The sequence below is a fragment of the Sorangium sp. So ce327 genome, assembly GCF_051530205.1.
In the GTDB taxonomy this organism is placed as follows: Bacteria; Myxococcota_A; Polyangia; order Polyangiales; family Polyangiaceae; genus Sorangium; species Sorangium cellulosum_B.
Window position 1 is genome coordinate 6,091,089 of the sequence record NZ_CP150330.1, and the last position, 15,364, is coordinate 6,106,452.

Annotated in this window: 7 protein-coding genes; 4 read left to right on the top strand and 3 right to left on the bottom strand. The window is 72.1% G+C overall.

Annotation, left to right across the window (positions count from 1 at the left end; genetic code table 11):
• Window positions 1-117: 117 nt before the first annotated feature.
• The gene (locus WME95_RS22825) at window positions 118-1,557 is read left to right on the top strand and encodes a serine hydrolase domain-containing protein (protein ID WP_437910557.1); all 1,440 of its coding nucleotides are present in this window, start codon (window positions 118-120) and stop codon (window positions 1,555-1,557) included.
• Between the two features lie 122 nt (window positions 1,558-1,679).
• Here WME95_RS22825 and WME95_RS22830 read toward each other — a convergent pair whose 3' ends face one another.
• The 3 genes from WME95_RS22830 to WME95_RS22840 are packed head-to-tail and all read right to left on the bottom strand — an operon-like array spanning window position 1,680 to window position 3,220.
• Window positions 1,680-2,432, bottom strand: a complete 753-nt coding sequence (locus tag WME95_RS22830; RefSeq protein WP_437910558.1) for an RCC1 domain-containing protein — start codon at window positions 2,430-2,432, stop codon at window positions 1,680-1,682.
• The gene (locus WME95_RS22835) at window positions 2,404-2,778 is read right to left on the bottom strand and encodes a hypothetical protein (RefSeq protein ID WP_437910559.1); all 375 of its coding nucleotides are present in this window, start codon (window positions 2,776-2,778) and stop codon (window positions 2,404-2,406) included. Before WME95_RS22835 ends, WME95_RS22830 begins: the two co-directional genes overlap by 29 nt.
• Window positions 2,756-3,220: a hypothetical protein gene (locus WME95_RS22840; protein WP_437910560.1), complete on the bottom strand. Its 465-nt coding sequence runs from the start codon at window positions 3,218-3,220 to the stop codon at window positions 2,756-2,758. The genes WME95_RS22835 and WME95_RS22840 overlap by 23 nt, the downstream gene beginning before the upstream one ends.
• A gap of 847 nt (window positions 3,221-4,067) precedes the next feature.
• Here WME95_RS22840 and WME95_RS22845 point away from each other — a divergent pair.
• The 3 genes from WME95_RS22845 (at window position 4,068) to WME95_RS22855 (ending at window position 15,322) form a co-directional block, all read left to right on the top strand.
• Window positions 4,068-9,365 (top strand): amino acid adenylation domain-containing protein, encoded by a 5,298-nt coding sequence (locus WME95_RS22845; RefSeq protein ID WP_437910561.1) that lies wholly within the window; start codon window positions 4,068-4,070, stop codon window positions 9,363-9,365.
• Window positions 9,352-14,808 (top strand): SDR family NAD(P)-dependent oxidoreductase, encoded by a 5,457-nt coding sequence (locus tag WME95_RS22850; RefSeq protein ID WP_437910562.1) that lies wholly within the window; start codon window positions 9,352-9,354, stop codon window positions 14,806-14,808. The genes WME95_RS22845 and WME95_RS22850 overlap by 14 nt, the downstream gene beginning before the upstream one ends.
• A gap of 112 nt (window positions 14,809-14,920) precedes the next feature.
• On the top strand, window positions 14,921-15,322 hold the full coding sequence (locus WME95_RS22855; protein ID WP_437520054.1) for a nuclear transport factor 2 family protein: 402 nt from the start codon (window positions 14,921-14,923) through the stop codon (window positions 15,320-15,322).
• Window positions 15,323-15,364 lie beyond the last annotated feature (42 nt).

The following is a 15,364-nucleotide window of genomic DNA, read 5'->3' on the forward strand; positions in this document are numbered from 1 at the left end:
GCGGCGCCTGAGTCGAATTTCTGAAGGAACGTCACCGCGCCGGGGTGCACAGGCCCGGTGGTGAAGGCGTTCAACAAATCCTCGAGCATGGCGCCCACCTGTGGCTACGGTGTCGGGATGTCGTCTCAGCGTGCGCTGCTGCCACGTTCGACCCCGGCCGCCTCGGGGGTGTCGTCCCGTTCTATCGCCGCGATGCTGGACCGCCTCGAGGACCGTTCCGTCGAGTGCCACTCCGTCATGGTCGTGCACTGCGGGCACGTCGTCGCCGAAGGGTGGTGGGCGCCGTACTCGGCCGAGCGCCCGCACCTTCTTTACTCGCTGACCAAGTCGTTCACGTCGATCGCCGTGGGGCTCGCGATCGCCGACGGGCTGCTCGCCTTGGGCGACCGGGTGGTGGACGTCCTGCCCGACCACGTCCCCTCCGATGTCTCCGAGCAGGGGCGCCGCATCACCGTTCACCACCTGCTGTCCATGACGGCCGGGCACGACACGGACAGCATCACCGAGGCCTGGGGGCTGGAACCCCACGACCTCGTGAAGGGCTTCTTGCGCGTGCCGTTCGACGCACCCGAGGGAACGCGGCACACCTACGACAACTCCACCACCTACGTCCTGGCCCGGATGGTGGAGCGGGTCACCGGCGTCGGGCTCCCGGAGCTGCTCGACGAGCGCCTCTTCAAGCCGATGGGAATCCAGGACGCCGAGTGGGACCGCGTCGCGAGCGGTGCCGCCTTCGGGTTCCACGGTCTGCACCTGCGGACCGAAGCCGTCGCCGCCTTCGGCGAGCTGCTGCTGCGCGACGGTCTTCGGAACGGGCAGCAACTCGTCCCACGCGAGTGGGTGGAGCTCGCGACCAGCCGGCAGATCGACGGCCGGCACCAGGCGGAGGGAGACGACGGCCCCGACTTCCTCTGCGGCTACGGCTACCAGTTCTGGATGTCGCGCCACGGCTATCACGGTAAGGGCGCATTCGGCCAGCACTGCGTGGTCGTCCCATCGCACGACCTGGTAGTCGCCGTGACCGGCGCCCAACAGGAGGTCCAGCACGCTCAAGACGTGCTCGACGCCGTATGGGAGTGCCTGCTCCCCGGCGTCGGCCATCCGGACGGCTCGCACGACGACGAGCTCCTCGCCGACCGGCTGAGGGGGCTGTCCCTCGCGCAGGTACGGGGTTCGGCCGGCCCGCAGCGTTCCGTCACGGCGAGGCTCGACGCCTCCGCCGAGAACTCGGCCCTGCCCGACGGAATCACGGTGGTCGTCGATCCGACCCACGCCGGGTGGCTCCTGCGACTCGGGTCGCTCCTCAACCTCGAGGTGGGCCACGGTGCCTGGCGGGAGAGCTCGCCGCTCGGCCGGCCCGTCGTCGCGTCTGGCGCCTGGCAGGGCAGGACGTTCGTCGCCGAGCTCTACATCATCACCAGCCCGCACCGGGTCCGGGTGGCGGTCGACGCCGACGCGGGGACCGCGACGGCCACCTGGGTCACGCTGCCCCTGACCACCTCCGACCTGGAGCTGCACCTGCGCTCGCCGCTGATGACACGGCCCGACGTCGCCTAGGAAGGAGCCGGCTGCGGCCGCTGTCGAAGCGGATCGAAAACCGGTCACGGTTCGCGGCGTCTTCGTCCGCCGGAGGAGGGAGGCCATGACGCTCTCCCTCTCCGGGGCGCTCCCCCAATAGGCTACCAGGCCACCGCCGTGGGCACGGGACGGCTCGTGGTGTCGGCGCCGATCCCGAGCTGGCCGTACTGGTTGTTGCCCCAGCAGCGCGTCACCCGGTCAGCGCTGTAGGCGCAGGTGCTCTGGCTGCTCGCCCCGAGCGCGCTCACCCCGACGAGCCCGGAGACGAGGGCCGGCCTGGGGCTCGGCATGGGCGAGGTCGCGCCGCGCCCCAGCTCTCCGGAGGAGTCCTCTCCCCAGCACATCACCGTGCCGTCGAGGAGCTCCGCGCAGGTGTGACGCTCTCCGGCGCTCAGGTGGGCGACGGTGGACAGGCCCATCACCGGCACCGGCGTCAGCCGCTCGATGCGGGTGCCGTCGCCGAGCTGCCCGTTGCCGTTCGCGCCCCAGCAGCGGGCGGTACCATCGTTCAGCAGCGCGCAGGCGTGCGCCCCACCCACGGTGATCTCGATGGCCCCCGAGAGGCCCATGACCGTCACCGGCGACCGCCTGACCGCATTGGTGCCATCGCCGAGCTGACCCTGGCCGTTGTCCCCCCAGCACCGCGCGCTCCCGTCCTGAAGGATGGCGCAGGAGGCGGCCAGGTTCGTGCCGAAAGACTCGCCCCCGCCCACGGCGAGCCACGTCGCCGCCGAGATCCCGGGCACCTCCCGGGGCGTCGAGCTGCCGCTGATCGTTCCGTCACCGAGGTAGCCGCCCCGGCCCCAGCACAGCACCCTGCCGGTGTCACCGAGCCGTGCGCACGAGTGGTACACGCCCGCGCCGATCTGACTCGGCCGACGCCGCCGGAGGCGTTGTCTCCAGCGCCTCCGCCACCGCCGCTCCCGCCGCGATCGCCAGGTCCCTGTGCCCCTCCTCGTGGGCCACCAGCGCCGGCGCGGCGTTGGGCGGCGGGCGCCAGCGGGGCAGGAGTGGTTCATGGCGATGGGCCTTGCACCACTGCGAGATACCCTTCAATGCCCGTTGGAAGCGATCCGATGCCGTTCGCGTCTTCACTGCCCACTTGCCCGCGAGGCTCTTGCCCCAGTGGATGGTGAAGCCGAGGAAGTCGAAGGTGGCCGGCTTGTACGACCCCTCGTCAGCGTCGCGTCGGCGCATCATCCGGTCCGGCCGCTCGAACGGCAGAAGCCGGGTCTTGTCCGGGTGCAGCGTCAGACCCTACTTGCCGAATCGCTTCGATCGATCGAATCCAATACTTCCGTATGTCGATTTCGATGACCCAACCGCCAGCCATCCTCATCGCCTCTCGGTGCAGCTCGTCCAGCGCTTGTTGCGCTGACCGGCCGGGACGAAAGCCGTGCGAGTTCGCGCGTTCGAGAAGCGACCGGAGATTGTCCTCCAGGTGTGCCGCATAGTCGTCCGCGCTCTGTCCGTCCACGCCCATCGCGCCATCTTTGCGCGTCCTTCGGTGTGCCTCACGTAGCCATTCCAGGTCGATGCGATGAGCAAGCGTCGTGAGCGGCTGTTCGCGGAGTTGCCGCGCCAGCCCTGCTATCCGTTTGAGTCGCGTCGAGATGGGTACCAAGCCCGATGTCTCTTCCATCTTTCCCTCTTACGGCTCCGTGTCCCTGCGCGCCCCTCGCTCCACGGGGTCCCATGGCTCGGTTCCCCCGATTCGTCGCTACTATAACGCGCTCCGACGTCCCACCGCCCCGCGTCGGCTTCGCTCGCGCTCGCCTTCACGGTTCCGTCTCACGACGGAGCCAGTGGGACATCAGCGGCGTCTTCGTCCGCCCTCGTAGCGCCCCGCGGCAGGGCTCCGCGCGAGGGATGTCTCGGCGCGGTCGGGGCCGGGGCGGACGCTCGACAGCCCCTCTCGGCGACCTCTGAAGATCGGCGATGTTCGATTCATGAAACCCGTACGATCGGCAATCGGGACATCGTCGATCACCACCTGATTACGAGTGCTCCCGACGCCTCGTTCGCGGCGGGCTCCGTCGCGGTGTGCGAGCCCGGCGCGGTCGTCGCGGGCCACGCGGGCGCGGGACAGGACTGCCGGCCGGGAGCGATCGCCTCATGACGCAGCGCCGCGACCACATGCCCCTCCACGCCGAAAAAAGCCGTACGTCCCGCTTGATTTTCATTCCGCGGTTGTGTGTAATCGGCTGCGCTGCGAATAGCCTTGAATTGTGGACCGTCACCCTGCCACGGCGTCGATGGACTCGCCCATCGAAGCGTGAGTACCAGCGTGATGCAGCATGGTATCCGTGCCGACCGCGCCCCTGAAACGTCGGGGGCGCGCCCGTGTCACCGGCTGCCGCCCTGGAGCTCACTCCGGTGCTCCTGGGACGGTTCTGAACGAGATGCGTGACGCCCTCGCGTCGCTGCTCGGGCTCGCACACGGCGGCTGATGTTCTGCCCCTGAAGAGACTCCTACCACCACACACGACATGACCTATCACGACTTCAGCTCCGAGGACGCCAGCATTCACCGCTCGTTCGAGCTCCAGGCCGGGCGCACGCCCGGCGTCGTGGCCGCATCCTTCGGCCCTGACCGGCTCACCTATCAGGAGCTGAATCGCCGCGCGAACCAGCTCGCGCACCACCTGAGGAGCCTGGGCGTCGGCCGCGACGTCCTCGTCGCGCTCTGCGCCGAACGCTCCCTGGAGGCGCTCGTCGGGCTGCTCGCGGTGCTCAAGGCCGGCGGCGCCTATGTCCCCGTCGACCCCTCGTACCCGCGGGAGAGGGTCGCCTTCATGCTCGAGGACGCCAAGGCGCCCGTCCTGCTCACCCAGGCGCGGCTGCTCCCGTCGCTGCCGCGCCACGCGGCGCGCGTGGTCCTCCTCGACGGCGATCGCGGCGTGACCGCGGGCTTCAGCGACGAGGACCCGCCGGACACCACGGGTCCCGACGACCTCGCCTACGTCATCTACACGTCGGGCTCGACGGGCAGGCCCAAGGGCGCCCAGCTCGTCCACCGGGGCCTCACCAACCTCGCCCGCGCCCTGGCCGAGCGGTTCGACGTGGGGCCGGGCTGCCGCGTGCTCCAGTTCGCGTCCCTCAGCTTCGACGCGTCGGTCTGGGAGATTGCGATGACGCTCGCCCGGGGAGGCACCCTGGTGATGGGGACGAAGTTCGAGATGATCCCCGGGCGCGCGCTCCTCGATCGGATGCGCGCGGAGGAGGTGGCGATCGCGACCTTCCCCCCCTCCGCGCTCGCCGCCTTCCCCGAAGGCGCCGAGCGCTCGCTGCCCGCGCTCCGGACCCTCATCGTCGCCGGCGAATCCTGCCCGGCCGACCTCGCCGCGCGCTGGGCAGAGGGGCGCACGTTCATCAACGCCTACGGTCCCACCGAGTCCACCGTATGCGCCACGATGGCCGACGGGCTCGACCCGGATCGGGACCCCGGCGAGCCGCTCTCCATCGGCCGACCGATCAGGAACACGCGCTGCTTCGTGCTCGACGCCGCCATGCGTCCGGTCCCGGACGGCGAGTCCGGCGAGCTCTACCTCGGCGGGCCCGGCCTGGCCCGGGGTTACCTGGGTCAGCCCGAGCTCACGGCGGCCCGGTTCGTCCCCGATCCGTTCAGCGCCCTCCCGGAGGCCCGGCTCTACCGGACGGGCGACGTGGTGCGCCGCCTGCCCGGCGGCGATCTCGCCTTCCTCGGGCGCGTCGACCAGCAGGTGAAGATCCGCGGCCACCGCGTCGAGCTCGGCGAGGTCGAGGCCGCGCTTGGGCGCCACCCCGCCGTCCGCGCGGCGGTGGCCGTCGCCAGCGAGGGCCGCCTCGTCGCCTACGTCGTCGCGCGCCCGGACGCGCCGGACGCGCCCCCGGCCGCCCCCCGGGCCGTCGTGCCCGCGCTGCGCAGCTTCCTCCGCGAGAGCCTCCCCGAGGTCATGATCCCGTCGACGTTCGTGCGGCTCGACGCGCTGCCGCTCGGCCCCAGCGGGAAGGTGGACCGCGCGGCCCTGCCGCCGCCGGACGCCGCCCGGCCCGATCGCGGCGACGGCGAGCCCCTCGCGCCGCGCAACCAGATCGAGGCGGCGATCGCCGCGGCGTGGGCCGATGCGCTCGGGATCGAGCGCATCGGCGTCCACGACGACGTCTTCGACCTCGGGGCGCACTCGCTGCTCGCCGCGCGGGTGCTGTCCCGCCTGCGCCGCGCGCTCGGCGTCGATCTCTCCCTGCAGAGCCTGTGCGACGCCCCCACGGTCGCCGCGCTGGCCGACCTCGTGGCGTCGCTCCCCCGGCCGAAGCAGCGCCCGGCCGCCGCGGCCATCCCGCCTGCGCCGCGGGACCGGCCCATCCCCCTCTCGCACGGGCAGCGGCAGATCTGGCTCCATGCCGCGCTCCACCCGGGCGCGCTGTTCTACAACGAGCCGTTCTCCCTGCGCCTCCGCGGGCCCCTCGACGTCCCGGCCCTGGGGCGCGCCCTCGACGAGCTCCTCAGGCGCCACGAGATCCTCCGGAGCGTCGTCGCCGTCGTCCGCGGCGAGCCCGTGCAGCAGATCCAGCCCCCGGCGCCGCTCGACCTGCCCGTCGTCGACCTGACGGCGCTGCCGGCGCTGTCGGCCGAAACGCGGTGGGAGCGCGCCGTCGCGCTCGCCACCGACGAGGCCCGGCGCCCGTTCGATCTCGCCCGCGGCCCGCTGCTCCGGGCCACGCTGGTCCGGCTCGACGAGGCCGAACACGTGCTGTTCGTCGTGGTGCACCACATCCTGATGGATGGAGTCTCCATCTTCGATGTGCTCCCGAGGGAGCTCCACGCGCTCTACCAGGCGTTCGCCGCGGGCAGGCCGTCGCCGCTGCCCGAGCGCGCGATCCACTACGCCGATTACGCGGTCTGGCAGCGGGAACAGCAGCTGAGCGGCGCCCACCAGCCGCAGCTCGACTACTGGAGACGGCAGCTCGCCGACCTCCCCACCCTGGAGCTGCCGACCGACAGGCCACGTCCGGCCGCCCCGAACCTCGCGGGGGCGCGCCACTGCGTCGCCCTGTCCAGGGAGCTCACCCTCCGGCTGAAGGCGCTGGCCCGGGAGCAGGGCGTCACGCTCTTCGTGGTCCTGCTCTCGGCCTTCAAGGCGATGCTCTGCCGGTACGCGCGGCAGGACGAGATCGTCGTGGGCACGTCCGCGTCGTGCCGCCATCCGCCGGAGACCGAGGACCTCCTCGGCTTCTTCCTGAACACGCTCGTGCTGCGCACCGACCTGCGCGGAGACCCCACGTTCCGGCAGCTGCTCGGGCGCGTGCGGGCGGTGAGCCAGGCCGCGCTCTCGCACCAGGACGTGCCGTTCGCCAGCGTCGTGCAGGCGCTCCAGTCGAAGCGGGTCCCCGGCCAGAACCCGCTGTTCCAGGTCGCCTTCATCCTGGAGCCGCCCGTGCCGGCGATCGATCCGGGCTGGACCCTGGGTCAGCTCGACGTGGACACGGGCGCGTCCAAGTTCGATCTCACGCTGGAGCTCGACGAGCGCGAGGACGGCATCATCGGGCGCATCGAGTACAGCGCCGCGCTGTTCGACGCGCGCACCATCGAGCGGATGGCGGGCCACTACGAGACCCTGCTCGAGGGCGCGTCGCGCGACGTCGACCTGCCCCTCTCGGCGCTCCCGCTCCTCACGCCCGAGGAGCGGAGCGCGCTCCGCGCGTGGGGCACCGCCCCGGCCGGCCCCGGGTCGGACGTGTGCATTCACCGCCTCTTCGAGGCCCAGGTCGAGCGTTCTCCCGAGGCCGTCGCGGTCGTCTTCGACGACGGCGCGGGGAACGTCACGTCGCTCACCTACCGCGAGCTGAACCGGCGGGCCAACCAGCTCGCGCACACCCTGCTCGGCCTCCGCGTCCGCGAGGCGCCGGGGTCCGGGGCCGCGCCCTGCCCCGACGAGGGGGCCCTCGCGCCCGAAGCCCTCGCGCCCGAAGCCCTCGCGCCCGAAGCCCTCGCGCCCGAAGCCCTCGCGCCCGAAGCCCTCGCGCCCGAAGCCCTCGCGCCCGAAGATCGCGTGGCCGTGTGCATGTACCGGTCGGTCGAGATGATCGTCGCGCTCCTCGGCGTGCTGAAGGCGGGCCTCGCCTTCGTGCCCCTGGATCCGACCTACCCCACCGATCGCCTCGCGTTCATGATGGAGCAGGCTCGCGCCCGCGTGATGCTGACCCAGGCCCGCGTCGGCGAGGCGCTGCCGGGGTGCCGCGCGCGCGTCCTCTGCCTGGACGCGGACCGCGAGGAGATCGGCCGGGCGCGCGACGACAACCCCTCGGCGCCGGCGACGCCGGACCAGCTCGCCTACGTCATGTACACGTCGGGCTCCACCGGCCGGCCCAAGGGCGTGGCCGTGCCCCACCGGGGCGTGGCCCGGCTCGTCAAGGGCACGACCTACGCGAGCTTCGCGCCGGACGAGGTCTTCCTGCAGCTCGCGTCGATCTCGTTCGACACATCGCAGTTCGAGATCTGGGGCGCGCTCCTCAACGGAGGACGGCTGGTCGTCATGCCCCCCGTGCCCGCGTCGCTCGACGACCTGGATCGCGTTATCCGCCAGCACGGGGTGACCACGGTGTGGCTCACCGCCGACGTCTTCCACCTCCTCGTGGACGAGCGGATCACGGCGCTGCGCGGCCTGCGCCAGATCGTCGCCGGGGGGGATGTCCTGTCCCCGCAGCACGTCAATCGGGTCCTCGCCGAGCTCCCGGGGTGCCGGATGATCAGCGGCTACGGACCCACGGAGGCCGCGACGTTCGCCTGCTGCGCCACGGTGGAACGCCCGGTCGGCCACGCGGTGCCCATCGGGCGCCCGATCTCCGGGACGAGGGTGCACGTGCTCGACCAGGAGCTCAACGAGGTCCCGGCCGGCGTCCCCGGGGAGCTGTGCATCGGCGGAGAGGGCCTCGCGCGCGGCTACCTCGATCTGCCGGAGCTGACCGCGGAGCGGTTCATCCCCGATCCCATCGGCGGCGGGCCGGAAGGGCGGCTGTACCGTACCGGCGATCGCGTCCGCCTGATGCCAGATGGGCAGCTCGAGTTCCTCGGCCGCATGGATCAGCAGGTCAAGGTCCGCGGTTACCAGATCGAGCTCGGCGAGATCGAGGTGGTCCTCGGGGAGCACCCGGGCGTGCGCGAGGCGGTCGTGGTGGCGCAGCCGGCGCGCTCGGGCGACCGGCGCCTCGTGGCGTACGTCGTCCCTCACGGCAGCAGGGCCGCGGCGCCGCCCAGGCAAGCCGGGGCCCGCGCGCGCCCATTCACGGCGGATCCGACGGGCGGGCTCGAGCGCACGATCCGCGATCACGCGCAGCGGCGGCTGCCCGATTACATGCACCCTTCGGCCATCGTGCTGCTCGACGCGCTGCCCCTCGCGGGCAACGGCGAGGTGGACCGCCGCGCCCTGCCGGCCCCCGGCGAGCTCCGCCCCGAGAGCGCGCCGATGGTGGCGCCGCGGAGCTCGCTCGAGGAGCGGCTCATCGCGATATGGCAGGACGTCCTCGGCATCGAGCGCGTGAGCGTGCACGACAACTTCTTCGATCTGGGCGGCCACTCGTTGCTCCTGGTACGCCTCCACGAGCGCGTCCGGGAGTCGTTCGGGAGCGATCTCTCCCTCGTCGACATCTTCGCGCGCCCGACGGTCACCGACCTCGCCGCGTTCCTCGCGAGCAGCAGCGGCCGTGGGAGCGAGCTCTCGGCGGCCGACGCGCGGGCGCTGAAGCAGCGAGAGATCCTGAAACGAAAGAAGCAAGCAGCCAAGAGCAGACAGAATGGATCCGCTTGATCAACCCGTCCCCGAGGACCAGATCGCGATCATCGGGATGGCGGGCCGCTTCCCGGGCGCGAGGAGCGTCGACGCCTTCTGGCAGAACCTGCGCGATGGAGTCGAGTCGATCGTCGCGCTCTCGGATCAGGACCTCGCCGCGGCGGGCGTGCCCCCGGAGGTGGCCTCGGACCCGAGCTACGTCCGCGCGCGGGCCGTGCTCGAAGACGTGGAGTGGTTCGACGCCGCCTTCTTCGGGATGACCCCGAGAGAGGCCGAGATCCTGGACCCCCAGCACCGCTTCTTCCTGGAGTGCGTCTGGGAGGCGCTGGAGCACGCCGGCTACAACCCCGAGGCGTTCAAAGGCACCATCGGCGTCTACGCGGGCGCGAGCGGCCACGACACGTATTTCCTGAGCAACCTTTACCCGAATCACGAGCTCAGGAAGGCGATGGACTACCAGATGTACATCGCCAACGACAAGGACTTCCTGGCCACGCGGACGTCCTACAAGCTGAACCTCCGGGGGCCGAGCGTCGCGGTGCAGAGCGCCTGTTCGACCTCGCTCGTCGCCGTCCACATGGCCTGTCAGGCGCTGCTCACGTACCAGTGCGACATCGCGCTGGCCGGCGGCGTGGCGATCAACGTCCCCACGCGGTCGGGTTACCTCTACCGGCACGGCATGATCCTCTCGCCCGACGGGCGCTGCCGCACGTTCGACGCCGAGGCGCAGGGGACGGTCGCCGGGAACGGCGCGGGCGTTGTCGTGCTGCGCAGGCTCGAGGACGCCCTCGACAGCGGCGATCACATCGAGGCGGTGATCCGGGGCTCGGCCGTCAACAACGACGGATCGGCCAAGATCGGGTTCACCGCGCCGGGCGTGGAGGGGCAGGTGCAGGCCATCGCGCAGGCGCTGGCGATGGCGAACACGGATCCGGAGACGATCTCGTACGTGGAGGCCCACGGCACGGGCACGCGCCTCGGGGATCCCATCGAGGTCGCGGCCCTGACCAGGGCGTTCCACGCCCGCTCCCGCAGCCAGCGCAAGGGCTGGTGCGCGCTCGGCTCGGCCAAGCCGAACGTCGGACACCTCGACGTCGCGTCCGGCATCACCGGCCTGCTCAAGGTCGTCCAGGCGCTCCGCCACCGGCAGCTCCCGCCCACCTTGCACTTCAACACGCCGAACCCCGAGATCGACTTCGCGAACAGCCCCTTCTACGTCAACGCGGCGCTCGCGGACTGGGATCCCGGCGACGGGCCCCGCCGCGCCGGCGTGAGCTCGTTCGGCATCGGCGGCACCAACGCCCACGCCATCCTCGAGGAGGCGCCCCACGCGGCGGCGGCGCCCGGCGGGCGGTCCTGGCAGCTCCTCCTGCTCTCCGCCCGCACGAGGACCGCGCTCGACACGATCACCGAGAACCTCGTCGGGTATCTCAAGGCGCACCCGGACGTCAGCCTGCCCGACGTCACGTTCACGCTCCAGGTCGGCCGCAAGACGTTCCCGCACCGGCGCATGCTCGTCTGCAACGACGCGGAGGAGGCGGTGAGCCTCCTGTCGACGCTCGGGGAGCGGCGGGTCCTCGCGCACGTCGAGGAGGCCGTCGACCGCCCGGTCGTCTTCATGTTCCCGGGGCAGGGCACGCAGTACACCGGCATGGCGCGCGAGCTGTACGAGCTGGAGCCCACGTTCTGCGCCGGCGTCGATCTCTGCGCGGCCATGCTCCAGCCGGAGCTCGGGCTCGATCTCCGCGAGGTGATCTACCCGCCCCCGGGCCGGGAGGCGGCGGCGGCGGAGATGCTCAAGCAGACGCGCTTCGCCCAGCCCGCGATTTTCGTGATCGAGTACGCGCTGGCCACGCTCTGGATGGAGTGGGGCATCCGGCCCGCGGCGATGATCGGCCACAGCCTCGGCGAGTACGTCGCGGCCTGCCTCGCGGGCGTCTTCTCGCTGGAGGACGCGCTCCGGATCGTCGCCCGGCGGGGCAAGCTGATGCAGGAGATGCCGCCGGGCGCGATGCTCGCGGTCCCGCTGCCCGAGGCCGAGGTGCAGCAGCTGCTCGACGAGGGCGGCGGCGCGCTCTCGCTCGCGGCCGTCAACGGGCCGTCCGCCTGCGTCGTGGCCGGGCCCGAGGACGCGATCGAGGCGCTCTCCGACCGGCTCTTCGCCGAGCGCGAGCTGGAGTGCACCCGACTCCAGACCTCGCACGCGTTCCACTCCCGGATGATGGAGCCGATGCTCGCCGCGTTCACCGCGATCGTGGCCCGCGCGCGCCCGAGCGCCCCGAAGATCCCGATCGCGTCGAACGTCACCGGCACCTGGCTGTCCGCGGCCGACGCGCAGGACCCCGCGTACTGGGCGAGGCACGTGCGCGAGCCGGTGCGCTTCATGGCGGGGCTCGGCGAGGTGCTCGCCGATCCGACCCGCGCCCTGCTCGAGGTCGGCCCGGGCCGGGTGCTCGCGACTCTGGCCAAACATCACCCCGCGCGGGGCGCCCGCCGGGTGCTGCTCTCGTCGATCCGGCACGTCCACCACCGCCAGTCCGACATCGGGTTCCTGCTGGAGACGCTGGGCCAGCTCTGGCTCTCCGGCGTCCGCCTCGACTGGTCGGGCTTCTACACCCACGAGCCCCGCCGGCGCGTGTCCCTGCCGACCTACCCGTTCGAGCGGAAGCGGTACTGGATCGACCCGCCCGCGCCCGCCGCCACGACCGCCGCGCGCCGGCCGGCGCGCAGCGCGCCGGAGCCGGCCGGCCTGATCCACCTCCAGGCCTGGAAGCGCTCGGTGCTGTCGGGGTCGATGAAGGCGTCGGCCCGGCCGCCGAGGGCCCAGTGCTGCGTCGTCTTCGCCGACAGCTACGGGCTGGGCGCCCGCATGGAGATGCGGCTCCGCCGGGACGGCTACAAGGTCATCACCGTGCGGCCGGGCGAGGGCTTCGCCGCGACGGGCGAGGGCGAGTTCACCGTCGCCCCCGCAAGCCGCGAGGACCACGCGTCCCTCTTCCGCGCGCTCCGCGCCGCGGGCGTCTCCCCCTCGCGCATCATGTTCCTGTGGGGCGTGACGAAGCCCGCGCGCGCGCCGCTCGACGCCGCCCGCCTCGCGGACGCCCAGCGGCTCGGGTTCGCCAGCCTCGTCGCGCTGGCCCAGGGCATCAGCGACGCGGGGCTCCGCGACGACGTGCGGCTCGGGGTCGTGACGAGCCACATGCAGAAGGTGACCGACCCGGCGGTGCTCTGCCCCGAGAAGGCCACGCTGCTCGGCCCGTGCGAGGCCATCCCCAGGGCGTACCCGAACATCTCGTGCATCAGCGTCGACATCGACCTGCCGGAGCCGCGGACGCTCCAGGAGGCGAGGCTCATCGACCAGCTCCTCGCCGAGGTCACGCTGGAGCAGACCGAGCCCGTCATCGCCTACCGGAGCGGGGAGCGCTGGGTCCGGATCTTCGAGCCCGCGCGCATGGACCGCGCCGAGGGCCTGCCGCCGCGCCTGCGGGAGGGCGGCGTCTACCTGATCGCCGGCGGGCTCGGGGTCGTCGGCTCCGCCATGGCGGAGCACCTCGCGAAGGTCGCGCGCGCGAAGCTCGTGCTCACGGGCCGGACGGCGCTCCCGCCCCGGGAGGCCTGGGGCGACCTCGCCGGCGCGGGCGCCTCCGACGCGTTACGCCGCAAGATCGGCGCGGTGCTCGAGATGGAGCGGCTGGGCGCCGAGGTGCTCCTCGTGACGGCCGACGTCTCGCGGCTCGACGACATGCAGCGCGCGGTGGCCGAGGCGCTCCAGCGCTTCGGGCGGATCGACGGCGTGATCCACGCGGCGGGCGCCCGCCGCGCCGTGCCCCTCCAGCGCATGACGCGCGAGGAGGGCGAGGCGCTCCTCGCGCCGAAGGTCGACGGCGCGCTCGTCCTCGACGAGGCGCTCCGGGGGCTCCGGCCCGATTTCGTCGCGCTGTGCGCCGCGCGGACCACGGGCTCCCGCGGGCCGGGCCTCGCGGGCCAGTGCGCCGCGACCGCCTTCCTCGGCGCCTTCGCGCAGCGGCGGGCGGCCGGGGACGGCCCGCTCACGATCGCGATCGAGTGGGACCCGTGGCAGCGGCAGGACGCCTCGCGCGGCAAGGAGCTCGAACCTGCGGCCGAGTCGGGCGAGGGCGGCGCGGCCTCGGCGGAGGAGGGTCTCTCGCGCGACGAGGCGCTCGACGCCTGGATGCGCATCCTCACGAGCCCCACGCCCCACGTCCTCGTCCTGAAGCGGGAAGCGCAGGCGAGGCAGCGCGCCTCGGCCAGCTCGAGCGCGCCGAGCTCGAGCGCGCCGGCGTCGCGGGAAGCCGACTCCGAGGGCATCCCGAGGTCGGTCCACCCGCGGCCCGACCTCGGCACGGCCTACGTGGCGCCGCGCGATCCGCTGGAGCGCGCCGTCGCCGAGACCTGGGAGAAGCTGTTCGGCATCGAGCGGATCGGCGTGCACGACGACTTCTTCGCGCTCGGCGGCGACTCGCTGCTCGCCGTCCAGCTCATCTCCCGGCTGCGCAACGTCGTGAACATGGATCTCCCCGGCCACAGCCTGCTCAACGCGCCGACCGTCGCGGCCCTGGCCGAGCTCATCGCGCAGTCCGACTCGCCCTCATCCACCTCGATGTCGCGGCGCTCTCCCGCGCGCCTCTTGCCCCCCTCGCTCGTGCGGATCAAGCCCGGCACCGGGCGGCCCCTCTTCCTGATGCACCCGGTCGGAGGGCACGTTTACTTCTACCACGATCTCGCCACCTGCCTGGACCCGGCGCAGCCCGTGTACGGGCTGCAGGCGCAGGGCATCGAGGGCAAGGCGCCGCCCTTGACCCGCGTCGAGGAGATGGCCGCGCGCTACCTCGAGGCGGTACGGCGGCACATCCAGCCGGAGGGCCCCTACGTGCTCGGCGGGTCGTCCTTCGGCGGGGTCGTCGCCTTCGAGATGGCGCACCAGCTCATCTCCGGGGGCGAGCGCGTCGCGCTTCTCATGATGATCGACACGCCCGCGCCCACGGCGGTGTTCCCCGAGGATCTCGACACCCCCGAGCGCCTCGCCTACCTGATCAGCGGCGATGCGGGTCTCCCCGTCCCCGCGGAGGAGATCCGGCACCTCTCCCCGGACGAGCAGCTGCTCCACGTGCTCCAGCGCAAGAAGGGTGTCTCCCGGATGTTCCCGAAGCTGGCGCTCCAGGAGCTCGCCACGTTCCGCACGATCGTCACCGCCAACCTGCAGGCGATGCTACGCTACGCCCCCCGCCCCTACCCGGGTGACGTGCTCTACTTCCAGGCGAGCGAGCGCGACGCGATGACCGTGAGCAACCCGGCTCAAGGATGGCGCGATTTGATCCAGGGCCAGCTCACTGTCCACGAGGTCCCTGGCAATCACATCACCATGAATTTGCCGCCGAACGTGCAGATCATGGCCGATCATCTGCGCGCCGCGCTCGAGGCCGCTGGACATCAGGGCTGATGTTGACGGCCGGCCGCCGGTCTCTCTAGCATGGGTGTGGAGCGGCGACGGCGACGCCCCCGCGCGGTCGCGCGGGACCGAGCACGGCCAGGGCGCGCGGCGGAGGTGGAGAATGTCGAAGATCACCGCGGAGCAGGCGAGAGACGAGCACGTCGCGCTCCTCAAGGCGTGGACGAAGGCGGTGGGGGGGGCCGTCAAGGACTACGGCTTCCTCGACCGCCACCTGGCCGAGGGCTGGAGGTACGTCGATTACAGCGGAGTGCAACGCGGTAAGGACGAGTACCTGAAGCTCGTCGACAGCATGTTGACGTACACGCAGGAGCTCCGGCAGTGCGACGTGCGTATCGCCGGCGGAGACGTCGCTATCGTGACCGGAGTCTACCGCTCACGCGCCGAGATCAAGGGTGGTGTCAAGTTCGATAACACCATCGCCTTCACCGCGGTCTGGGAGCTCCAGGGCGGTGAGTGGAGAGCGCTCGTGCTCCACACGACGAGGATCCCTGACGCGTCGTGATCGACGTCCGCGCGGAGCGGGTCGATGTCGAGGCGCTCCGGC